Source organism: Citrobacter sp. C1, assembly GCF_014596895.2.
GTDB classification, from domain to species: domain Bacteria; phylum Pseudomonadota; class Gammaproteobacteria; order Enterobacterales; family Enterobacteriaceae; genus Citrobacter; species Citrobacter gillenii.
Genome location: NZ_CP115035.1, coordinates 645,114 through 668,230 on the forward strand (window position 1 = coordinate 645,114; position 23,117 = coordinate 668,230).

The following is a 23,117-nucleotide window of genomic DNA, read 5'->3' on the forward strand; positions in this document are numbered from 1 at the left end:
CGTTATCTCTCCGTATTTTTATTCTTTAATTCGTTATAAATACTCAACGCACGACTTGTCATTTCTTCAGTATCTACATCATATCTTCTGGACTGCGCCATCATCATCGGGTCCGATGAAACCAGCATCACGCGCTGGAACAGGCGCTGGAGCAATTGATAGCTACCGGTTTTTCTGAGGATCTTAAACAGATACACCTTCGACCTGGGATAGCGATGGAAAAAGACTAACGAGAACGCCATCCCTTTGCGCAATATTTTTCTTGCCGCGCGCCGGGAACGAACCTTAATACCTTCCTGACGCAACAACTGACGCTGAAATGAGAGCCAGCGCAGCGGCTGGGTGATTCTCCACGAGCGGCTGTTATGTAAATTAGTAACCTGCTGATTAAGCTGGTGGTTATGCGCCACAAGTCGGTTGAGTTCGCCCAGCTGGCTCTGCAGGAGCTGAATGCCCTGCGCCATTTCACCTATTTTTCGGGCGTACGATTGCTCAAGCGCTTCCAGTTGCGTAGCAGAAGCCTCAAGCTGTTCACCCAAAATAGCATCGTATCGGTCACTTAAAGCATCCAGCGTCAGGCCATATTGTTGGGTAAACAATGGCTCGAAGCCGGCGAGAAGCTCAGGCTGCGCATCTTTCTGCGCAATGATGCTGTAATCCGGACTAACGCCTTTGAGGACATCAATCAGCCTAACCGAGGCATTAGCGGGTTTCAGGGCGTCTTTTTCCTGCAGACGCACGGTTATCGCACGATTAAAGCCGTAGTGAATAGGCAGAAACTCCAGCAACGGCGGCGGCAGCGGATGGTGATGAGTCGGGTCCATATAGAATGAACAGGATCCGACGCTCAGGTTTTCCGGATTCGGTGTTTCAAGAATCAGCAAGCCGCCGGGCTTCAACACACGTAAGGTGTGCTTGACGAGCTGCTGCAAAACCTCAAAAGGCAGATGTTCAGCAATATGGAAACCGGTCAGTGCGATCAGACTTTCGTCTTCCTGCAGCTCAAGGAACTGCAGGCAGTCCATTTTCTGCACGTTTAGCCCGGCTTCCTGAGCGCGCGCCAGCATACCGTCATCAAGGTCAATGCCAACGTTAGCGATAGCGTTTTCATTGAGGATCTCCAGCCATTCTCCGCGGCCGCAGCCAATATCGGCAATCATCCCATCGGGATAGCACGCTTTCAGACGCGTCAAAAAGGGTAAATAAAAACTCAGGCGGCCCTTAATATCTTCGACCGAACCTCTGTGTCGTTCTTCAAATGAACGATAAAACGACGAACCCATTAAGAAATCTCCAGTTCAGGCGGCAGCCAGGACACACCGACAAACTCTTTTTGATCCGTATTCACGACGTTGAATACCACAGCCAGATCGCGCCACTCGTAGTTTTTGCCCAGATGGGTACTTGAAGTATGCAACGCAACGGCAACAGAATAGGAGCCAATGCCTAGGTTAGCGTCGAAAGAGAACAAGAATGAGCGTTTTTCCCCTTTTTTCAAGGAGGTAAGAGCCTGATTCAGATGATGCGTATTGGTCCCAAAGATAGGTTGCCCCAGGCGATCCTTAATCATGTAACCAACAACCAGTTCAGGAATATCTTTCTCAACCTGGACACTCACCTGCAGGTGAACGCGTTGCCCTACCGCAGCGAATTCAGTCACATTCCGTTGTTCATCCAGTAGGTTCACTTCCGAAATGGTCACTTCGCCAGTGCCGGAAACAGTTTGCGTTTTACCGTTATGCTCGACTTGTTTGATGGACTGATTTTGCTTGTCCGCCAGCAGCGCATTGTAATAATCCATGACGGTTTCCGGCTCGCCTTCCATCTCGATACGGCCTTTATTCAATAAAATGGCGCGATCGCAGATGCTTTGGATAGCCTGCTTATCATGGGATACCAGCAAAAGCGTGGTCCCTTCCTTGCGGAATTTACGAATACGCTCGAAACTTTTATGCTGGAAATAGGCATCGCCTACGGATAAAGCTTCATCAATAATCAGCACATCCGGGCGAATAGCCGTCGCTACGCTAAAGGCAAGACGCACTTGCATGCCGCTTGAATAAACGCGTACCGGCTGGTCGATATAGTCGCCAATTTCGGCAAACTCTTCGATCTCGGGCATCAGCTCAGTAATTTTTTCTGACGACAGCCCCAGCAGTTGCCCGGACATATAGACGTTTTGCCGACCGGTAAAATCGGAGTGAAACCCCATCCCTAACTCCAGTAGCGCCGCAACGCGCCCGGAGATTTCAATATTTCCGGTCGTCGGTCTGGACGTTCCGGTAATCAGCTTCAGGAGAGTGCTTTTACCCGCGCCGTTTATCCCGATGATCCCAACCGCCTCGCCGGGAGCGACTTCAAAGTTGATGTCGCTAAGGATCCATTTCAGGTTATGGCGTTTAGTGTTAAAAGGAGATAACCATTCAATCAGTCGGCCGGTTTTTGAGTGATACTGGCGATAGGCCTTACCAACATTATTTACTCTGATATCGCTCATTATAATTCATCCACCATATCTGCCGCATGCTTGCGGAACATCCTGAAGCCGATGATGCAGAAAATAATGGCAAGAGCCAGTACCGGCCATAACGAATACCAGTTGGGCGCCTGATGGTAGGCAAATATTGACTGATATGACTGCATGACACGCGTCATCGGATTATACAACAGCAGATTTTTCGCCCATTCGGGTAATGAATTAAGCACGTAGACGATAGGTGTAAACCAGAACCAGAACTGGAGCGCGACGCCCACAAGTTGACCGACATCACGGAAAAAGACGTTCATGACGCCTAAAACCATGCCTAAACCACCAGCAAATAGTACCTGCAATAGTAAAATCGGGATCACTGAAAAGAATAACCAGCCGGGAAAGTTGCCGGTGACAATGATAAAAATCAGGAACAAGCTGAAGATAATCGCAAAATTAAGAACCGCTGATAAAGTGACAATAATCGGCAAGCAAATTTTCGGAAAACTTAGTTTTTTTATCAGGTTGGCGTTGTTAATAAACACGCTCTGCCCTTTATCCAGCATCTCCGTAAATAGTCCCCAGGTCAGCACGCCAGAACAGAGATAAATACTGTAGGCAAACGGACCGGTGTTATCCGGCATCCTGGCTTTCATCACTTCGGAAAAGACCAGGGTGTAAACCAGAATCATTGAGAGCGGCTGTAAAACCAGCCATAGCGCGCCCAACATGCTGGTTTGATAGCGTGCCTGAAAATCGCGCTTAACGCTACTCCAGATAAATCCCCGATAGCGATAAATCGTCGTGAACAATTCTCTCACCTTATTCCCCGCTTAACAGGTGTAACAGCTCTGCTGTTTTTTCTTTCATCAGCGCAGGCGCTGCTTTTGACTCCACATTGAGGCGTACCACTGGCTCCGTATTCGAGCTGCGCAGGTTAAAGCGCCACTCCGGGTATTCAATACTGATGCCGTCGGTAGTGTCCACGTTTGCCGCATCCGCCTCATACCGTTCGCGGATGCGCGCAATCGCCGCTGCTGCATTCTCCAGCTTGCGGTTAATTTCCCCGGAGGCCGGGAACGCCGCCTGCCTGTCCGCCACCAGCGCTTTTAGCGGGCTGTTTTTCAGACACAGCAGCTCCGCTACCAGCAACCACGGGATCATCCCGCTGTCACAGTAGGCGAAATCACGGAAATAGTGATGCGCACTCATCTCACCGCCGTAAATCGCATCTTCCTGACGCATACGCTCTTTAATGAACGCATGTCCGGTCTTCGACATCACCGGCCTGCCGCCGCTGCGGGTCACGATATCCACCGTGTTCCACGTCAGGCGCGGGTCATGAATAATTTTGGCCCCCGGCTGCTTTTGCAGGAAGGCTTCCGCCAGCAGGCCAACTATATAATACCCTTCGATAAATTCAGCATCATTATCAAACATAAAGCAGCGGTCAAAGTCACCGTCAAAGGCAATCCCCATATCCGCTCCGTGCTTGCGTACCGCATCAGCGGTATCCTGGCGGCATTCCGGCAGCAGCGGATTAGGGATACCGTTGGGGAAATTACCGTCCGGCTGGTGATGCACCTTAATAAAGGTCACCGGCACGCCTGCGGTGGCAAAACGCTTTTCCACTTCATCAATCACATGACCGGCGGCACCGTTGCCGGAGTTCACCACCAGCTTCAGCGGGCGGGTGAAGTTTGCCAGATTCACGTAGCCCATCAGATGGTCCACGTATTCCTGCAGGACAGATATCTGACGCAGGGTACCGCGACGGGATGCGTCCACCGGAAGAAACTGATTCTCTTCCGCCAGACGCTGGATATCGCGCAGGCCGGTATCGCCGCTGATGGGCTTCGCGTTGTCACGAACCAGTTTCATACCGTTATAGTTCATCGGATTATGGCTGGCCGTCACTTCAATGCCGCCGTCCACGCCCAGATGGAACGTGGCGAAGTAAATCTCTTCGGTGCCGCTCAGACCGATATCCAGCACATCGGTACCCGCATCCATCAGGCCGTTGGCCAGCGCCAGCTTCAGGGACTCGCTGGTCAGACGGACATCGCCGCCCACCACGATTTGTTTTGGCTTCAGGAACTCACCATAGGCGCGCCCGATGCGATAGGCGATATCTTCGTTTAATTCTTCACCCAGTTTGCCGCGAATATCATAGGCTTTAAAACAGTTAAGCTGTGTCATTCTGAGTCAATGTCCTGCAAAAGTTAGCAACGACCATACTGGTCTTTAATACGGATAATGTCGTCTTCGCCCAGATACGACCCGGACTGAATTTCTAGCACTTCCAGCGGGATACGTCCCGGGTTTTCCAGGCAGTGTTCGGCACCGATGGGAATAAAGGTCGACTGATTCTCAGTGAGCAGGAACTGCTTGCCATTGACCGTTATCTGCCCCGTGCCCGCAAGGATCACCCAGTGCTCGGCGCGGTGATGATGCATCTGCATGGAGAATGCGCCACCCGGTTTGACGGTAATACGGTTAACGTTAAAGCGCGGCGTCTGCACCACCACGTCGCAGCGCCCCCACGGACGGTAGATTTCGCGGTGACGTTTATATTCGCTGCGTTGGTTGCTCTTCAGGTACTCAACGACCTTTTTCACGTCCTGGGCGCGATTTTTGTTCATCACCAGCACCGCGTCCTTGGTGCTGACAATCACCAGGTCCTCAACGCCAATCGCTGCCACCAGCTTTTCGTCACTGTTGATGTAGCAGTTCTGGCTGTTGTGTACCCAGGCATCTCCCTTTAACACATTACCCGTTTCATCTTTCGGGCTGACCTCCCACAGTGCAGACCAGGAGCCGACGTCGCTCCAGTCTGCATCCAGGCCCACCACCACCGCATCGGAGGTTTTTTCCATAACCGCGTAATCGACAGATTCATCCGGACAGGTACTGAACACATCATGCGGGATGCTGATAAAATCGCTGCCGCTGTCGGCCGTCCGGACGGCAGCAGTGCAGGCCTTAAGGATATCCGGGCGGAATTTCGCCAGCTCGGAGAGGTACTTTTTCGCCCGGAACATAAACATGCCGCTGTTCCAGTAGTATTCGCCGGAGGCCAGATAGGCCTGCGCACGCTCAAGGTCAGGTTTCTCCACAAAACGGGCGACCTGATAAGGTGTGTGCTCTCCCTCACTCAGCGCATCGCCACGCTGGATATAACCGTAGCCGGTTTCCGGGGTGTTCGGCACGATGCCGAACGTCACCAGGTGGTCGCCCTGCGCGTACTGTTCCGCCACGCGGATAGCGTCGTGGAAGACCTGCTGATTATTAATGATATGGTCAGCCGCCAGCACCAGCATCAGCGGGTCATCGCCATTCTGCGTGGCCTGTAATGCCGCGAGCGCGATAGCCGGGGCGGTATTGCGGCCCACCGGCTCAAGGATGATATTTTTCGACAGCTTATTGAGTTGTCTCAGCTGTTCGGCTACCAGAAAACGGTGCTCTTCGTTGCAGATCACCATGGGTTCATGGATATCCAGCCCGGAGAGGCGCGAGATGGTTTCCTGCAACATGGAGTTCTGCCCGTACAGTCGCAGGAACTGTTTTGGATAGAGTTCACGGGACATCGGCCACAGGCGGCTACCGGTGCCACCTGCCATAATCACAGGAAGTAACATAATGGAATCCTTAAATAATTTTTTTGCTATCAATCAAACGGCGTCTAGTGGTATAAGCCCGGCACTGAACTTCTCTGTTGTTATAATACAATGCTATATCTTATTTGATCTCATTCAGAGAAATAGGATAACTTTTTATAACTAATCTTTAAAAATCTTAACCAGTCCGTAAACTACAGCAGCGCCCGCAATGGTTGATGCTGTCGAAGTCGCAGCCCCTGCGGTTGCTAAAGCGCCAGTGGCTCCGACGATGGTTGATGGTTTGGTCATCTTAAGTTCACATTTGTTAATCAGTTAGATATCGTTAAATTATTCACTAAAGTAATTTTACAGCAGTTTTATCTTCCTGGTAAATATTCATCATCGGTTTTACTGGTACTTTGCAGCGGCTAGTTCAATAAAATCGACGGATCATGTAACGCCGGAATGGTTTTTGTTATGTTTTCTTCCCAACTAAAAGCGATGACGGTTTTACATGTCTGGTGATATTCCCTGAGCCAGATTCTCTTCTAGTCGTGGTGTAGTGGCGGCAGACCGCACCGTGCTTGACTATAGGGCAGGATCGTTTACCGGGATGGGGTCAGTCCATCGTACTCACTCAAGTTTGGAGTTTCTTCGCTGACGAGTCGTCGCAGCAGAACATGGACGTCCGAAGCAAAAGTGTTCATGTAAACCTTTAGTCTGGAAGTTGGCATTTCAGGTTCGAATCCAAAACGTTACCTGACCCAAATTTGACGCAAAGAAAAAAGACCTAGATAATTTCTTATCTAAGTCCTTGTTTTATCTGGTGGCCCCTGCTGGACTTGAACCAGCGACCAAGCGATTATGAGTCGCCTGCTCTAACCACTGAGCTAAGGGGCCGTGGCGGTGGATTATAAAGTAACTCTGCGTTGCAATCCAGCCATAAGCGTACGGATGCTGTTTTTATAAACAATGTGTTTTCAGTCCGTTATACTGGTTGCCTGATGTATTGTGCGGAGTGATTATGGTTAAGGACATACTGGCGCCGGGGCTGCGGGTGGTTTTTTGCGGCATCAATCCGGGGCTCTCTTCGGCAGGTACAGGTTTTCCCTTTGCGCATCCTGCTAACCGCTTTTGGAAGGTCATCCATCAGGCGGGATTTACCGATCGCCTGCTAAAGCCAGAAGAGGCACAACACCTGCTGGATTTTCGCTGTGGCGTCACCAAATTTGTCGACAGGCCGACGGTGCAGGCCAATGAAGTGAAGCTCGAGGAGATGCGTAGCGGTGGTCGTCAGCTCGTTGAGAAGATTGAAGACTATCAGCCAGCGGCGCTCGCTATTTTGGGAAAACAGGCATTTGAGCAAGGGTTTAGCCAGCGTGGTGCACAGTGGGGGAAACAGACGCTGACGATTGGCGCGACGCAGATCTGGGTGTTGCCGAACCCGAGTGGGTTAAGCCGGATTACGCTGGATAAGTTAGTGGCGGCGTATCGGGAATTAGATGACGCGCTGGTTATGCGTGGGATGTAAAAAAAACGCCACCTTGCGGTGGCGTTGATGTTTATACGGCGAGATTAATCGTCGAGGAAGCTACGAAGCACTTCAGAACGGCTCGGGTGACGCAGTTTACGCAGCGCCTTCGCTTCGATCTGACGGATACGTTCGCGGGTAACGTCGAACTGTTTCCCTACTTCTTCCAGCGTGTGGTCGGTGTTCATATCGATACCGAAACGCATACGCAGAACTTTTGCTTCACGCGCTGTCAGGCCAGCCAGAACGTCGTGCGTTGCGGCACGCAGGCTCTCGGTGGTGGCAGAGTCCAGCGGCAGCTCGAGGGTGGTATCCTCGATGAAATCACCCAGATGCGAATCTTCATCGTCGCCGATCGGCGTTTCCATGGAGATAGGCTCTTTGGCAATCTTCAGCACTTTACGGATCTTGTCTTCCGGCATTAGCATGCGTTCAGCCAGCTCTTCCGGCGTTGGCTCGCGGCCCATCTCTTGCAGCATCTGGCGGGAGATACGGTTGAGCTTGTTAATGGTCTCAATCATATGCACCGGAATACGAATGGTACGCGCCTGATCTGCGATAGAGCGGGTGATCGCCTGACGGATCCACCAGGTTGCATAGGTGGAGAACTTATAACCACGACGGTATTCAAACTTATCTACCGCTTTCATCAGACCGATGTTGCCTTCCTGAATCAGATCGAGGAATTGCAGACCGCGGTTGGTGTATTTCTTAGCGATAGAGATAACCAGACGCAAGTTCGCTTCAACCATCTCTTTTTTCGCACGGCGGGCTTTCGCTTCACCGATGGACATACGACGGTTGATGTCTTTAACCTGCTCGATGGTCAGGCCGGTTTCTTCTTCAATTTGACGCAGTTTCTGCAGGCCGCGGTGGACATCATCTGCCACGTCGTGCAGTTTTTCAGACCACGGTTTGTTCATCGCGATAGCCGCGTTGAACCAGGTTTCGCTGGTTTCGTTGCCGGTGAACAGGGTGATGAAGTTTTTCTTCGGCATTTTGCACTGCTCAACGCAGAGCTTCATGATCAGACGTTCCTGAGTACGCACGCGGTCCATCATGACGCGCATGCTGTTTACCAGGTAGTCGAACTGCTTCGGCACCAGGCGGAACTGTTTGAACACTTCAGACAGCTTCTGAATTTCTTCCTGCGCGGCAGCATGGCTGCGGCCTTTCGCTTTGATAGTGTCGCGGGTGATTTCGTACTGAGTACGCAGTTCACCGAATTTCTCGCGCGCTAATTCAGGGTCGATGCTGTTGTCGTCATCGCTGCTGTCGTCGTCTTCTTCTTCATCTTCGTCTTCGTCGTCATCCATCTCTTCCTGAGAGAGTTCAGACCCGACGTGCGTCGCCGTTGGTGCCATGTCTTCTTCCGCGTTCGGATCGACAAAGCCGGTGATCAGGTCGGAAAGACGCGCTTCTTCAGCTTCTACGCGATCGTACTGCTCGAGCAGATAGGTGATGGCTTCCGGGTATTCTGCAACGGAGCATTGAACCTGGTTAATCCCGTCTTCGATACGTTTAGCGATGTCAATTTCGCCTTCACGGGTTAACAGTTCAACGGTACCCATTTCACGCATGTACATGCGCACCGGGTCAGTTGTACGACCGATTTCGGACTCAACGCTGGACAGAACCTGGGCAGCCGCTTCTTCCGCGTCTTCATCGGTGCTGTTGGAGGTTTCAGCAAGCAGCAGATCATCGGCATCCGGTGCTTCTTCCATCACCTGAATACCCATGTCATTGATCATTTGGATGATGTCTTCGATTTGATCTGAATCGACGATATCTTCCGGCAGATGGTCATTGACCTCGGCATAGGTCAGATAGCCTTGCTCCTTACCACGTTGGACAAGTAGCTTCAGCTGTGACTGCGGGTTTTGCTCCATAAGACGGTATCCACACTTAATTCGTTTGATTGGTGTTGGGCGGTAAAACCGCCAACGGCAAAACGAGGGCATACTTATATTTTGCCGCTGCCTCTCCGTGCGGCTGTCGGGGGCTTCCCGATCGATATTCGGCAGTTAAGCCGTTAAATACTTCATCTTTCACGTTGTCTCTGCGTTAGCTGCGTTCTCTCTTCCTGGTCATGTACTTATGTACACTCCCAGGCGTTCGTTCACTTGCTGCCTTGATACAACGCGAATGATTTTGTCTTTGTTTTGTCTTTCTCTTATTTCTTGGCCAGTTCCTGGTTCAGCGTCCAGAGTTCCCGGCGTTCTTCGTTGCTTAAACCATGTGTGCGCTCACGAGCTATCAACTCTTCCTGGCGCAGTTCAAGCATCGAATCAAACATATGGTTGAGTGAGTCGGTGAAGGTTTTTTCCGCGATATCTTTATCTGCTATATCGTCCCACATCGACAGTTTTTCAAGGGTGGCCGCATCATTTGTGCCACGATAGTGTTCTAACAGTTGTCCGGTGGTCAGACCTGGCTGGGCCAGACAAGTGTTGACCAGTTCTCTGAATAAGCCAAGGCCGGGCAACTTATTTTGATCCAGAGCGCCTAACGGCGGCACCAGCGGGGCTAAACCTGGGTTCTGTACCAGTAACCCTATAAGTATACGCATGGTCGTACGTTTTAGCTGTGGAACAGGGCGGGAAGCTCCATTTTCTGCCAGTTTTGGCATTAAACGTTCAAGCTGGCTGTCATCCAGAATGCCTAGCTTGTTTCCCAACTCCTGCCGCAGATAAATGCGCAACGTTTCGCCCGGGACCTGCGTGATCAGCGGCAAGGCCAGCGTACTGAGCTGTGCTCGTCCGTCCGGGGTACTCAAATCTACCTGTGGTAACAGGCTGTTAAACAGAAACGCGGAGAGCGGTAAGGCTTGCTCCATCCGGGCTTCAAAGGCTTCTTTCCCTTCTTTACGCACCAGCGTATCGGGATCTTCACCGTCAGGTAGAAACATAAAGCGCAGCTGGCGTCCGTCCGTCATATACGGCAGTGCAGTTTCCAGCGCGCGCCATGCGGCATCGCGTCCGGCCCGGTCACCGTCGTAACAACAAATCACTTGGTTCGTCGCACGGAACAACAGCTGGATGTGATCGGCAGTGGTTGACGTCCCGAGGGAGGCCACGGCGTAGTTAATGCCGTATTGGGCCAACGCCACCACATCCATATAGCCTTCAACCACTAACAGGCGCTGCGGATCGGCGTTATCCTGCTGGGCTTCATAAAGGCCATACAGCTGGCGACCTTTATGGAAAATATCGGTTTCCGGGGAGTTCAGGTACTTCGGCAGGGCATCGCCCAGCACGCGTCCACCAAAACCAATGACCCGACCGCGTTTGTCGCGGATAGGGAACATCACTCGCTCACGGAAGCGATCGTAACTGCGTCCCTGATCGTTGGTCACCAACATACCCGCGTCAATCAATGCCTGGCGATTCTCAGGATTGCCGCCAAACCGTTTCAGGACGTTGTCCCAACCGGGGGGGGCAAAACCAATAGCAAAACGATCGATCACGTCGCTACTGAGTCCTCGCTTTTCCAGGTACTGGCGCGCAGGGGTAGCGGCGGGTTGTATCAGAGACTGTTGATAAAAAGTGTTCAGGCCGTCCATCAATTGATAGAGGCTTTGCCGTTGATGGCGCTCTATCTGACTGGGGCCGTTGCCTGCTTCATAAGGCACTTCAAGGTTGTGCATTGCGGCCAGTTCTTCGACGGTTTCCACAAACTCGAGCTTGTCGTAGTTCATGAGAAAGTCGACGGCGTTGCCGTGCGCGCCACACCCAAAGCAGTGATAAAACTGTTTTTCACCGTTTACGGTGAAAGAGGGGGTTTTCTCGTTATGGAACGGACAACACGCATGATAATTTTTGCCCTGCTTTTTCAGCTTAACTCGTGCATCGATGAGATCGACGATGTCGGTTCTTGCCAGCAGGTCATTAATGAATACACGTGGGATTCGTCCAGCCATATGCCCCGTTATTACACTTCATCCTTCAAACTGTCTCTGCGTTGGCTGCGCTCGCTCACCCCTGTCACTTACTTAAGTAAGCTCCGGGGATTCACTCACTTGCCGTCTTGATACAGTGTGAATGATTTTGTGTAGTTACTGATGTATAAACGAAAATAAGCCGCGCATTCCTTCCGGAAGCACGGCCTTACAACTACAACTCAGTCTGAATTGAGAGCCTTAGCTCCCAATAGATTAGTACAGACGAGTGCGGCGTGCGTTTTCGCGAGCCAGTTTCTTCGCGTGACGTTTCACAGCAGAAGCTTTAGCGCGCTTACGTTCGGTAGTCGGTTTTTCATAGAACTCACGACGACGAACTTCCGCCAGAACACCTGCTTTCTCGCAGGAACGCTTGAAGCGACGCAGTGCTACGTCGAACGGCTCGTTTTCACGTACTTTAATTACCGGCATGTAACTCTCACCTTTATAAATTCGGTTTGCCGCTGGCATCTACGCCAGCTTATTTCAAAATGGTGCGGAATTTTACTGCAATTGCTGCTGCTTTGTAAAGCACCGACGCGATTTTGAAAGGGACTTTTATAAGGGTGAGGAGTATACACGAGGGTTCTTCCTTGGGCGAACAAAGTTTTACATCAACCCGCATTCGACCTACACTGCGCGGTATTAGAGCGAGGTAAAACAAGTCATGCGTGTACTGGGAATTGAAACATCCTGCGATGAAACCGGCATCGCCATTTACGACGATGAAAAAGGTCTTTTAGCCAACCAATTGTATAGTCAGGTGAAATTGCACGCTGACTACGGTGGGGTTGTGCCTGAATTGGCTTCGCGCGATCACGTGCGTAAAACCGTACCGTTGATTCAGGCGGCGCTGATTGAAGCAGGGTTAACGGCAAAAGATATTGATGCGGTGGCCTATACCGCAGGACCGGGTCTGGTCGGTGCGCTGCTGGTGGGGGCGACCGTAGGGCGTTCTCTGGCGTTCGCCTGGAATGTTCCGGCCATTCCTGTACACCATATGGAAGGCCATTTGCTGGCACCGATGCTGGAAGATAATCCGCCGGAATATCCTTTTGTAGCGCTGCTGGTTTCTGGCGGACACACGCAGCTGATTAGCGTCACCGGTATTGGACAGTATGAGTTGCTGGGCGAATCGATCGACGATGCGGCCGGTGAAGCGTTCGATAAAACGGCCAAACTGCTGGGGCTGGATTATCCAGGTGGCCCGATGCTGTCTAAGCTGGCGTCTCAGGGCGTGGAAAAGCGTTTTGTCTTCCCGCGCCCGATGACCGATCGTCCGGGGCTGGATTTCAGCTTCTCAGGCCTGAAAACGTTCGCCGCGAATACCATTCGTAATAACGAAAACGACGATCAGACCCGTGCGGATATCGCCCGTGCATTTGAAGATGCGGTGGTCGATACGCTGATGATCAAGTGCAAACGCGCGCTGGATCAAACCGGTTTTAAGCGTCTGGTGATGGCGGGGGGCGTGAGCGCTAACCGTACCCTGCGGGCCGCACTTGCGGAAATGATGCAAAAACGCCGTGGCGAAGTGTTCTATGCGCGCCCGGAATTTTGTACCGATAACGGGGCGATGATCGCCTATGCGGGCATGGTGCGTTTTAAAGCCGGAGCAACGGCAGACCTTGGTGTCACCGTGCGTCCACGCTGGCCGCTGGCGGAGTTACCGGCGGCGTAAGCGTACCGGGAAAGCGGACTGGAGAGATGCGTAGGGAAAAGGGGCGACGCTACGCCGCCCCGGCGGGATTTACAGTAAAACCAGAGGCATCCACAGCAGGCCGGTTATCACCAGCAGGACGAGGAATATCAGGCCGAAGATGGCGCCCAGTCGCCAGTAATCGGCCGTCGGCAAGTAGCCGCTGCCGTAGTAGATCGGGCTTGGTCCGGTAGCGTACGGGGTCAAAATGCTGCCCAGACCAATGGCGGCACCGACCATCAGGCAGAATACCGGCAGCGGGATGTCCGGCATCGCCAACGCGGCTGCAATCATCATTGGCGCGAGGGCAGAGGTATAGGCCGTGGCGCTGGCAAAGAAATAACGCAACAGGTAGAACACCACGATCAACGCCACCATTACCATTATCGGCGAGTAGCCGCTGAGTCCGTTTGCCAGCAGTTTGCCGAACCAGGAGATAAAGCCAGTATTGTTCAGCCCGGTGGCAAGGGTAATCAGCGAAGCCAGCCAGAAAAAGACGTTCCATGCCGCTTTATTACTGACAATGTCATCCCAGCAAATGATGCGCAGTACCAGCATCAACGCCACCACGCTGTAGCCGACCATTGCGGCATCAATATAGTCACCGCCAAAGATCCACAGCACCAGCGCTCCCACCATCAATACCAGCATCTTTTTCTCACGCGCGCACAGTGGCCCCATCGCCTTCAGCTCGGTTTCCGCCCAGCGCGGGACCTGATCGCCAGATTTCTGCACCGGTGGGTACAGCACGTAGGCCAGCCAGGGCACGATCAACACCAGTAAAATGCTCAGCGGCAGCATGCCTAAGAACCAGTCACCCCAGCTTAACGCTGTATGGGAAGCGCCTTTCATCAGGCCAATTAGCAGCAGATTTGGTGCCATCGCCGTTAAAAAAATAGCGCTGGTGACGCAGTCGGCGACGATCCCCATCCACATAATGTAAGAGCCAATGGAGCGGGCGCTGGGATCGTTGGGTTGAGAGTGGTACAGCGGCGGCAGGTTACGAATGATTGGGTAGATAATGCCTGCGCCGCGTGCGGAATTAGACGGTGTCACGGGGGCAAGGATCAGTTCGGAGAACATCACCGCATAGCCGAGAAACAGCGTGCGATGCCCCATCTTCTTTACCAGCATCAGCGCGATACGCCGACCCAGACCCGTTTTCTCGTAACCGGTACCGAACATAAAGGCGGCGAAAATCAGCCAGATAACCGAGTTAGAAAACCCCGACACAGCCCATGATAACGATTTGGCGGTAAATTTAAATCCGTCCTGGGCGAGTTGCTCAGGGCTGAACAACAGCCACGGCGACAGCACGGCAATGATAGAAATACCAATCATCGCCACTACCGCACCGGGAACAGGTTCCAGGATAAGTCCGACGATGACCCCGGTAAAGACGGCAAAATAGAGCCAGGTGTGGCTTTCAAGACCGCCAGGAACGGGCAAAACAGCAATAATGGCGATGACCACCAGCGGAGCCAGGTATCGCCACCAACCAGCTAAAGGTGCCATTGTTGTATCCCTGCGAAAGGGGGAGAGGTATGCGCCTCTCCGGGAGGGTTATTTGATGTAGTGCACGTGCTCGCAGATTTCTTCGACGATCGGGTCGCGACGTTCAGCGAACAGCTTTTTGTTTTCGGCGATCAGGTTGTTGCCATGGGTATCGATGGAAACAATCAGCGGGCCGAACTCTTTAACCCGGCACACCCACAGGGATTCCGGCATGCCCAATTCCGTCCAGTGCACTTCTTCAATTTCTTCAACCTGCGTGGCGGCAACAACCGCGCAGCCAGCCGGGAAGATCACGTGCAGTGCTTTGAATTGCTTACACCCTTCTTCGGTCAACGGTCCCATGCCGCCTTTGCCGACCACCAGTTTGACGCCGGTTTGCTCGATGAACTCTTTCTCAAAGGCTTCCATACGCATGCTGGTGGTTGGGCCGACGGAGACCATCTCCCATTTTTCCCCGTTCTTACGCACGATCGGGCCCGCGTGAAAAATGGCTTTACCGTTTAGATCGTACGGGATCGGGCGCTTGAGTTCGATCAAACGGCGGTGACACACGTCGCGACAGGTCACCAGCGTACCGGTCAGGTAAATGACATCGCCGACGCGAATGTCTGCCAGATCTTCGGCTTTGATCGGGGTTGTCAGGATCTTTTTCATAACGCGCTCCGGGTGTGAGACAAATTTTCGAAGGAGAGATCGGCATGAACCCGCAGCGTGCCGCGACGGTGCGCCCAGCAGCCGGTAGAAACGGCCACGCCGATAGTCGACGGGTGGCGTGCGGCCGATTCGATATGTACGCCCATCACGGAGCTGTTACCCGTTAGCCCCTGTGGGCCAATACCCAGACGGTTAAGTCCTTCCTCGAGACGCAGTTCCAGCTCGGCAGCTTTGGGATTGGGATGGCGTGAGCCAATCGGGCGCAGTACGGCTTTGCGTGACAGCACGGCGGCGGTTTCAACGGAGGTCGCAATACCTACGCCGACCAGCACCGGTGGGCAGGCGTTTACTGCTAGCGTGGAGATATTCTCAAAAACAAACTTCACGACACCTTCGTAGCCTTCGGAAGGCATTAACACTTTGGAACGCCCCGGCAGCGTACAGCCGCCGCCCGCCATATAGACTTCAATTTCTGCGTCGTCAGCGTCGGGGATGATGTCCCAGGTGACCCATGGCACGCCGGTACCGGTATTTTTGCCGGTGTTTACCTCGTCAAAAATCTCTACCGCATTGTGGCGTAGCGGCGCTTTCACGGTGGCGTCTTCAACGGCCTGCTTAAGGATGCTTTGCAGTTCGCCCAGCAGTGGAAAACGGGAACCGACCTTCACAAAGAACATGATTTCACCGGTGTCCTGACACGCCGGGCGATTCAGGTCGATCGCCTTCTGCATGTTGTCAAACATGGTGTGGTAGATAATTTTACCCATCGGCGAGGTTTCGCCTTCGCGTAGCTGTTTTAATTTATCTACGACATCGTCGGGCATACGGGTAGAAATCATGGCGGTAAAATCAGCGACAATGTTAGTCAGCGTATTTATCGCATGTTGGTTATTTTGATGGCTCATCATGTCAACTCCAGTTCTTTTATTTATCTGGAAATAAATTCTCCCGGACAAACTACCACTAAAAATGTGGTTTTATATTTTTTAGCGCTGTGAATAACCAATTAACAGTTCGTGAATGATGCCCGCTTAAGATAATAAAAATTGCGCAAAGGCAGGGTTTATTATGTCCAGGGGAATTACACTGCGATTCACACCCTCACGGATATCCTGAACATGCTGAACACCTATCCCCTGGCGAAAGACCTGCAGGTGCTGGTTGAAATTGTGCATAGCGGCAGCTTTAGCGCGGCGGCAGCGACCCTTGGGCAGACGCCAGCGTTTGTGACAAAACGCATTCAGATTCTGGAGGCTACGCTAGGGGCCACGCTGCTTAACCGCTCCGCACGCGGCGTGGCGTTAACGGAAAGCGGTCAGCGGTGCTATGAACATGCGCAGGAGATCCTCGCCCGCTATCAGCATCTGGTGGATGACGTCACGCAAATCAAAACGCGTCCGGAAGGGATGATCCGTATTGGTTGTAGCTTTGGGTTTGGGCGCAGTTATATCGCTCCAGCGATTACCGAATTGATGCATAGCTATCCTGAATTACAGGTGCATTTTGAACTGTACGATCGGCAAATTGATTTAGCGCAGGATAATATCGATCTGGATATTCGTATTAATGATGAAATTCCCGATTATTATATTGCGCATTTGTTAACGAAAAATAAAAGAATATTGTGTGCTGCACCGACATATTTACGAGAATACGGGGATCCAAAGACGTTACAGGAATTAAGTCGCCATGATTGCCTGGTTACCAAAGAGCGCGATATGACGCACGGGGTTTGGGAACTTGATAATGGGCATGAGAAAAAATCGGTTAAGGTGGCGGGGCATCTTTCTTCTAACAGCGGCGAGATTGTGTTGCAGTGGGCGTTACAAGGAAAAGGGATCATGCTGCGTTCTGAGTGGGACGTACAGCCGTTTCTGCTCAGCGGTGAACTGGTTCGCGTGTTGCCAGAATATGCGCAGAGCGCCAATATCTGGGCGGTGTATCAGGAGCCATTGTATCGCAGCGTAAAGCTACGGGTGTGCGTAGAGTTTCTGGCAACGTGGTGCCAGCAGCGGTTGGGTAAGCCGGTTGACGGGTATCAGATCCTGTAAGCCGGATAAGACACCGTCGCATCATCATCCGGCAGCACCGTCACTCGGGATCTTTTTCGCGCTTTTTCTTCAGCTTGGTCCAGATCTTCGGCTCCTGTCGACGCCACAGACGTTGGATGTTGTCATGATGGCGCAGCAGAATTAAGCACGACAGCATGGATACCGGGAAGGTGAACTGGGGTTTGAACCACCAGACATAGAATGGGGCTATCAGGGCGCTGACGATGGCCCCTAATGAGGAATAACCGCTCAGCAAGATGGTCAGCAACCAGGTGCCCGCCATGACGCCAGTTAAATCCCAGCCAATCGGCGCAATGGCGCCAAAGGCGGTGGCGACGCCTTTCCCACCTTTAAAACCGAAGAACACCGGCCAGATGTGTCCCAGGCAGGCGGCGATAGCAATCAAGCCCAACCAGAAAGGACTAACGCCTAGCGCGTATGCACCCCACACGGGTAACATACCCTTCAGGACGTCAAAAATCAGCACGGCGACGGCGGCTCCTTTGCCACCAATTCGCAATACGTTTGTCGCGCCCGGATTTCCAGAACCGCTATCACGTGGGTCCGGCAATCCAGCGAGGCGGCATACCAGAATAGCACTGGAAATTGAGCCGCAGAGGTACGCGAAGATAATCATTCCAGGCGCGATTGCACTCATAAGCTGTTCCGTTTTGAAAATGTCGTGTAAAACACTACTTCCGTGGATAATACGCATATTTCACCGGAAGTGGTATCCGGGTTAGCCAAAAAGCAGGCAGGTCGTGATGGATATTGTATTTATAGAGCAACTTTCGGTAATCACCACTATTGGTGTTTATGACTGGGAACAGACTATCGAACAAAAACTGGTGTTCGATATCGAAATGGCATGGGATAACCGCAAATCAGCGAAAAGCGACGATGTTGCCGATTGCCTGAGCTATGCTGATATCGCTCAAACGGTGGTCAGCCATGTGGAAGGCGGACGTTTTGCGCTGGTTGAACGCGTGGCTGAAGAGGTGGCAGACCTCCTGCTTAGCCGTTTTAATTCCCCATGGGTACGCATCAAGCTCAGCAAGCCGGGGGCGGTGGCGAGAGCGGCAAACGTCGGCGTTATCATTGAGCGTGGCAATAATCTGAAAGAAAGTAATTAAATTAATAATATCTAAACCTAACAGGTATAAAAGAGTCCTAACGTTGGCTCTTTTTTGCCGTGGTTTTCTATCTAGGGGTTAATTGATGAGTGATATGCACTCGCTGCTGGTGGCGGCAATTTTGGGTGTGGTCGAGGGATTGACGGAGTTTTTGCCTGTATCCAGCACCGGCCATATGATTATTGTTGGCCATCTGCTGGGGTTTGAAGGCGCTACCGCAAAGACATTTGAAGTGGTTATTCAACTGGGTTCCATTTTGGCTGTTGTGGTGATGTTCTGGCGCCGCTTGTTTGGCCTGATTGGCATTCACTTTGGTAAAGCCCCGCACGAAGGAACCGGCAAGGGACGACTAACGCTGGGGCATATCCTGTTAGGGATGATCCCGGCCGTGGTACTGGGACTGATTTTCCACGATACCATCAAATCATTGTTTAACCCGATCAACGTGATGTATGCGCTGGTGGTAGGGGGCGTGCTGCTGATAGCCGCAGAATGCCTGAAGCCGAAAGAGCCGCGCGCGCCGGGTCTGGATGATATGACTTATCGCCAGGCGTTTATGATTGGCTGCTTCCAGTGCCTGGCGCTGTGGCCGGGATTTTCCCGCTCCGGAGCGACCATTTCAGGCGGTATGCTGATGGGCGTGAGCCGCTATGCCGCATCGGAATTCTCATTCCTGCTGGCGGTACCAATGATGATGGGTGCCACGGCGTTAGATCTCTACAAAAGCTGGTCGTTCCTGAGCGCGTCAGACATTCCAATGTTTGCTGTGGGCTTCGTGACGGCATTTGTCGTGGCGCTGGTGGCGATCAAAACCTTCCTGCAGCTGATTAAACGTATCTCGTTTATTCCATTTGCGATTTATCGTTTTGTAGTCGCCGCCGCTGTTTACGTGGTGTTCTTCTAACTTTTGTGTGCCCGGTGGCGCTTATGCTTACCGGGCCTACGGAACGAGATGTTGACCCCGTAGGCCGGATAAGCGCAGCGCATCCGGCAACATACTGCCTACGTTTTTGGGCAACGCTGTTCCTTCCAACTGGCCACCGCCGCAACGCGACGTCGTGTCAGCTCCTCGCGAATGTCCGGCCCTTTGAATCCTGCCTCAACGACCTCTTTCGTCGGCACAGTCTGTGCGACTTGCCAGGCCTCCCGCAGCAGCCTACCTTGCGGGTAATCTGCTGCTTCAAAACCGGTGCGACCCCGGACGTCGGCCTCACTGGTCAGGGCAATTTGTTCCACACGCTGCGGTTTACGCCAGGCATCGATGGAATCAAACAACTTCACGATAGTTTTCGGCTGCAGGATCGGGAACGTATGAATGAGATCGTGGAATTCCGCCACCAGTTTGGCTAAATCGCGGATGTCATTGGGCACCCGCAGACGCTGACATAACTGCTCTACCAGTTTGACACCCGCCGGGCCGTGACCATGATGACGTGGCCATAGCGCTTTTGGCGTCAGAGCCTTGCCAAGATCGTGGCACAGCGTGGCAAAACGTATATCTACGTTTGGGCTTAACATGGCCGCCATCGACAGCGTCATCAGCGTGTGAATACCGGTGTCGATTTCCGGATGCCATTGAGCCGGCGCCGGGACGCCATACAGAGCGTCTATTTCCGGGAACAGAACGCGCAGTGCGCCGCAGTCGCGCAGGACCTGGAAAAAGACCTGTGGATTACGGGTAGTTAACGCATTTTCCGTTTCTTTCCAGACTCGTTCCGGCGTCAAATGTGCCAGTTCTCCGGCAGCGGTCATCTCGCGCATTAAGGCCAGGGTTTCATCGGCGATACGGAAGCTGAGGTGTGCATAACGCGCGGCAAAGCGCGCCACGCGCAGTACGCGCAGCGGATCTTCGCTAAAAGCAGGGGAAACATGGCGCAGTAGACGATTTTCCAGATCGCGACGTCCGTGATACGGGTCGATAATCTCGCCGTCATCATCGCGGGCCAGCGCGTTGATCGTCAGGTCGCGGCGCTGGAGATCGGCTTCCAGCGTTACGTCTGCTGCGGCATAGCAGGTAAATCCGGTGTAGCCTGAACCTGATTTTCGTTCGGTTCGCGCCAGCGCATATTCTTCGCGTGTTTGCGGATGGAGAAAAACAGGAAAATCGCGGCCTACCTGCTGGTAGCCCGCGTCGAGCATCTCTTGCGGCGTGGCGCCGACGACAACCCAATCTTTATCTTTAACCGGTAGCCCTAATAACGCATCCCGAACAGCTCCACCGACCAGATAAATCTTCACGCCACTTTCCTTTTGAAAAAAATTATCCCTTAATCATATGTCAGTGTGGCGGAGAAGGCGATTCAGTTCATCCAGCGATCTTTGCGTTTACGGGTTGGGATCATGTGTGGCAGAACCAGACCGAGCAACAGACCCAGTCCCAGTACGCCGCCGCCATACATAAACCACTGCATGATGATGGTGCGCTGCTTGTCATCAAGCTGCAAATTCGCGGCACTGACCTTTTTCTGTGCCACAATCAGCTCGTTTTTTAGCTTCTGGTTTTCTTCTTTCAACCCATTGATCACACTGTCGCTTTGCGCCACTTTTTGCTGCATATCGGCGGTACGCTGGTTCCAGGTGGTATCAATATTATTGAGCTTATCGGTCAGTGTTTTTACCTGGTTTTCCAGGTCCGGAACGCGGGTACGCAGGCTTGGCGTGCTGTTCAGCTCTTTCAGCGGGATCCAGGCCGTACGTCCGGTACTGTCTTTTACCTGGGCGTAGTTGGTGCTGGCATCGGTCTGTAACAGAATGACTTCCTCGCCGGCGTTAACCGTACCCACGAGGCGATAATTATCTCCCGGACCGCTGCGGACCCAGGTGTTCAGTTCATCAGAGACATAGCGCTTTTCTTCTGCATGGGTGACGGCAGTGGCGCTAAGTGCGAGTAAAGTTAATCCAATCAGGCGTAATTTTGGCATCAGGCTGTCGTTATTGTCATAGAAAGTGGAACGATAGTAGTGGCATCAGTGTCTCTACGCAAAGCATTCAACATCAATCGGAATCATCTGTGTCCTTTTTGCCACCACTCGAAACTTTTACGCCCGTCAAATTGCTCGTTGCATGGCAATTTGGCGCAAAATACTATCTACTGACAATCAAGAACGCACTTAGTTCGCAGTCTGTTTTCTCAACTGTGACATAACCCATAAGTACAAGATCATGACCCAGGAAATCGAATTAAAATTTATCGTCAATAATGATGCTGTTGATGCATTGCGCGAACGTCTGAATACGCTGGGGGGAGAGCATCATGCGCCCAGCCAGTTGCTGAATATCTACTATGAAACGCCGGATGGGTGGTTACGTAGCCATGATATGGGGCTGCGTATTCGCGGTGAGAACGGTCGTTATGAAATGACCCTGAAAATTGCCGGACGGGTGACGGGGGGGTTGCATCAGCGACCAGAGTATAATGCTGCGTTGAGCGAGCCAGAACTGGATCTTGCGCTGCTTCCAGCCGAAGTCTGGCCAAATGGCGAACTGCCAGCCGATCTCGCCTCTCAGCTACAACCGCTGTTCAGCACTGATTTTAACCGTGAGAAATGGCTGCTTGAGGTTGACGGTAGCCAGATTGAACTCGCCCTCGATCTGGGTGAAGTGAAGGCCGGAGAGTTCGCTGAACCGCTCTGTGAGCTTGAACTGGAACTGGTCAGCGGCGATACCCGCGCAGTGTTGAAGTTGGCAAATCAGCTGGTTGCCGAGGAGGGTTTACGCCTGGGTAGCCTGAGTAAGGCGGCACGGGGTTATCATCTGGCGCAGGGGAATGCCCCACGCGAGCTGAAGCCGACGCGTATTCTGAAAGTCCCGGCCAAGGCCAGCATTGAGCAGGGGCTTGAAGCCGCGCTGGAACTAGCATTGTCGCAATGGCAGTACCATGAGGAGTTATGGGTTCGCGGCGTAAAAGGCGCCAAATCGGAAGTGTTGGCGGCGATGGGGCTGGTACGCCACATCCTGATGCTGTTTGGCGGGAATGTTCCACGTAAAGCGAGCGCTCACTTACGTGATTTGCTGACCCAGTCGGAAGCGATTATTGCCGCTGAAACTTCTGCGGTATCTGCGGTTTACAACCCGCAAACGGCAATGGCAAAACTGGCACTCACCGAGTGGTTGGTGACTAAAGGGTGGCAACCGTTCCTCGATGCGAAAGCGCAGGCCAAAATCGCCGACTCCTTCAAGCGTTTCTCTGATACCCATCTTTCACGTCATGCGGCTGAACTGAAAACGGTGTTTGGTCAGCCATTGGGCGATCAATATGCCGACCAAATCCCGCGCCTGACGCGAAACATTGACAGTATTCTGATGCTGGCAGGCTATTACGATGAGAAGGTGGCATCGGAATGGATTGCGACCTGGCAGGGTTTACGTCATGCCATCATGACGCGCCAACATATTGAAATTGAACATTATCGTAATGAAGCGATCTCTGAGGAGCCGTTCTGGCTGCACAGCGGTAAACGATAATCAGGACCGAGATCAGGATGCCTTTATCAGGCCTACGCGATGGGCTTAAATGTCTTGTAGGCCG

Annotated in this window: 20 protein-coding genes and 1 tRNA gene; 6 read left to right on the top strand and 15 right to left on the bottom strand. The window is 52.5% G+C overall.

The genetic code is table 11. From position 1 onward, the window contains the following. Positions 1–2: 2 nt before the first annotated feature. The 6 genes from IB214_RS03155 to IB214_RS03180 form a co-directional block, all read right to left on the bottom strand. Positions 3–1,283 carry a methyltransferase domain-containing protein gene (locus tag IB214_RS03155; RefSeq protein WP_117342692.1) on the bottom strand — a complete coding sequence of 427 codons (1,281 nt, stop codon included), beginning with the start codon at positions 1,281–1,283 and terminating at the stop codon, positions 3–5. After that, positions 1,283–2,497, bottom strand: a complete 1,215-nt coding sequence (wzt, locus tag IB214_RS03160; protein ID WP_117342691.1) for an O8 family O-antigen export ABC transporter ATP-binding subunit — start codon at positions 2,495–2,497, stop codon at positions 1,283–1,285. Before wzt ends, IB214_RS03155 begins: the two co-directional genes overlap by 1 nt. Next, positions 2,497–3,291: an O8 family O-antigen export ABC transporter permease subunit gene (wzm, locus tag IB214_RS03165; protein ID WP_117342690.1), complete on the bottom strand. Its 795-nt coding sequence runs from the start codon at positions 3,289–3,291 to the stop codon at positions 2,497–2,499. Before wzm ends, wzt begins: the two co-directional genes overlap by 1 nt. A gap of 1 nt (position 3,292) precedes the next feature. Further along, entirely contained in the window at positions 3,293–4,669 is a 1,377-nt protein-coding gene (gene rfbK / locus IB214_RS03170; protein WP_117342689.1) for an O9 family phosphomannomutase RfbK, read from the bottom strand. Positions 4,670–4,692: 23 nt separating this feature from the next. After that, positions 4,693–6,108 (bottom strand): mannose-1-phosphate guanylyltransferase/mannose-6-phosphate isomerase, encoded by a 1,416-nt coding sequence (locus IB214_RS03175; protein WP_117342688.1) that lies wholly within the window; start codon positions 6,106–6,108, stop codon positions 4,693–4,695. A 785-nt stretch (positions 6,109–6,893) separates the two neighbouring features. Beyond that, a tRNA-Ile gene (locus tag IB214_RS03180) sits at positions 6,894–6,969 on the bottom strand. Positions 6,970–7,093: 124 nt separating this feature from the next. Here IB214_RS03180 and mug point away from each other — a divergent pair. Then, positions 7,094–7,600: a G/U mismatch-specific DNA glycosylase gene (gene mug / locus IB214_RS03185; protein ID WP_115257458.1), complete on the top strand. Its 507-nt coding sequence runs from the start codon at positions 7,094–7,096 to the stop codon at positions 7,598–7,600. Positions 7,601–7,644: 44 nt separating this feature from the next. Here mug and rpoD read toward each other — a convergent pair whose 3' ends face one another. The 3 genes from rpoD to rpsU form a co-directional block, all read right to left on the bottom strand. After that, complete coding sequence (rpoD, locus tag IB214_RS03190) at positions 7,645–9,489, bottom strand: RNA polymerase sigma factor RpoD (protein ID WP_096755616.1); 1,845 nt, start codon at positions 9,487–9,489, stop codon at positions 7,645–7,647. A 284-nt stretch (positions 9,490–9,773) separates the two neighbouring features. Continuing rightward, positions 9,774–11,519, bottom strand: a complete 1,746-nt coding sequence (gene dnaG, locus IB214_RS03195) for a DNA primase (RefSeq protein WP_117342687.1) — start codon at positions 11,517–11,519, stop codon at positions 9,774–9,776. A gap of 234 nt (positions 11,520–11,753) precedes the next feature. Then, positions 11,754–11,969 carry a 30S ribosomal protein S21 gene (gene rpsU / locus IB214_RS03200; protein ID WP_001144069.1) on the bottom strand — a complete coding sequence of 72 codons (216 nt, stop codon included), beginning with the start codon at positions 11,967–11,969 and terminating at the stop codon, positions 11,754–11,756. Positions 11,970–12,204: 235 nt separating this feature from the next. Between rpsU and tsaD the strand changes: the two genes are divergently transcribed. Next, positions 12,205–13,218: a tRNA (adenosine(37)-N6)-threonylcarbamoyltransferase complex transferase subunit TsaD gene (gene tsaD / locus IB214_RS03205; RefSeq protein ID WP_117342686.1), complete on the top strand. Its 1,014-nt coding sequence runs from the start codon at positions 12,205–12,207 to the stop codon at positions 13,216–13,218. 69 nt (positions 13,219–13,287) lie between these two features. Here the strand turns inward: tsaD and IB214_RS03210 are convergent, their stop codons facing one another. The 3 genes from IB214_RS03210 to ttdA are packed head-to-tail and all read right to left on the bottom strand — an operon-like array spanning position 13,288 to position 16,313. Further along, positions 13,288–14,751 (bottom strand): anion permease, encoded by a 1,464-nt coding sequence (locus tag IB214_RS03210; protein ID WP_115257460.1) that lies wholly within the window; start codon positions 14,749–14,751, stop codon positions 13,288–13,290. 48 nt (positions 14,752–14,799) lie between these two features. Beyond that, positions 14,800–15,405 (bottom strand): L(+)-tartrate dehydratase subunit beta, encoded by a 606-nt coding sequence (ttdB, locus tag IB214_RS03215; protein ID WP_115454410.1) that lies wholly within the window; start codon positions 15,403–15,405, stop codon positions 14,800–14,802. Continuing rightward, positions 15,402–16,313, bottom strand: coding sequence for a L(+)-tartrate dehydratase subunit alpha (ttdA, locus tag IB214_RS03220; RefSeq protein ID WP_096755621.1), 912 nt, complete (start codon positions 16,311–16,313; stop codon positions 15,402–15,404). Before ttdA ends, ttdB begins: the two co-directional genes overlap by 4 nt. 210 nt (positions 16,314–16,523) lie before the next feature. Between ttdA and IB214_RS03225 the strand changes: the two genes are divergently transcribed. After that, a complete protein-coding gene (locus IB214_RS03225) occupies positions 16,524–17,456 on the top strand; it encodes a LysR family transcriptional regulator (RefSeq protein WP_115257462.1) in 933 nt (310 codons plus the stop codon). A 40-nt stretch (positions 17,457–17,496) separates the two neighbouring features. On the opposite strand, the gene plsY is transcribed toward IB214_RS03225, so the two are convergent. Further along, positions 17,497–18,114 (bottom strand): glycerol-3-phosphate 1-O-acyltransferase PlsY, encoded by a 618-nt coding sequence (gene plsY, locus IB214_RS03230; RefSeq protein ID WP_096759329.1) that lies wholly within the window; start codon positions 18,112–18,114, stop codon positions 17,497–17,499. 106 nt (positions 18,115–18,220) lie between these two features. On the opposite strand from plsY, the gene folB reads away from it, so the two are divergent. Both folB and bacA read left to right on the top strand, forming a co-directional pair. Next, complete coding sequence (folB, locus tag IB214_RS03235; protein ID WP_096755623.1) at positions 18,221–18,589, top strand: bifunctional dihydroneopterin aldolase/7,8-dihydroneopterin epimerase; 369 nt, start codon at positions 18,221–18,223, stop codon at positions 18,587–18,589. A gap of 85 nt (positions 18,590–18,674) precedes the next feature. Continuing rightward, positions 18,675–19,493, top strand: coding sequence for an undecaprenyl-diphosphate phosphatase (gene bacA, locus IB214_RS03240; protein WP_096755624.1), 819 nt, complete (start codon positions 18,675–18,677; stop codon positions 19,491–19,493). 98 nt (positions 19,494–19,591) lie between these two features. Here bacA and IB214_RS03245 read toward each other — a convergent pair whose 3' ends face one another. Together IB214_RS03245 and IB214_RS03250 are read right to left on the bottom strand one after the other, a co-directional pair. Continuing rightward, a complete protein-coding gene (locus IB214_RS03245; RefSeq protein WP_117342685.1) occupies positions 19,592–20,827 on the bottom strand; it encodes a multifunctional CCA addition/repair protein in 1,236 nt (411 codons plus the stop codon). Between the two features lie 62 nt (positions 20,828–20,889). Further along, positions 20,890–21,510, bottom strand: a complete 621-nt coding sequence (locus tag IB214_RS03250) for a TIGR04211 family SH3 domain-containing protein (RefSeq protein ID WP_096755626.1) — start codon at positions 21,508–21,510, stop codon at positions 20,890–20,892. A gap of 241 nt (positions 21,511–21,751) precedes the next feature. On the opposite strand from IB214_RS03250, the gene IB214_RS03255 reads away from it, so the two are divergent. After that, the gene (locus IB214_RS03255; protein WP_117342684.1) at positions 21,752–23,053 is read left to right on the top strand and encodes an inorganic triphosphatase; all 1,302 of its coding nucleotides are present in this window, start codon (positions 21,752–21,754) and stop codon (positions 23,051–23,053) included. Positions 23,054–23,117: the final 64 nt, after the last annotated feature.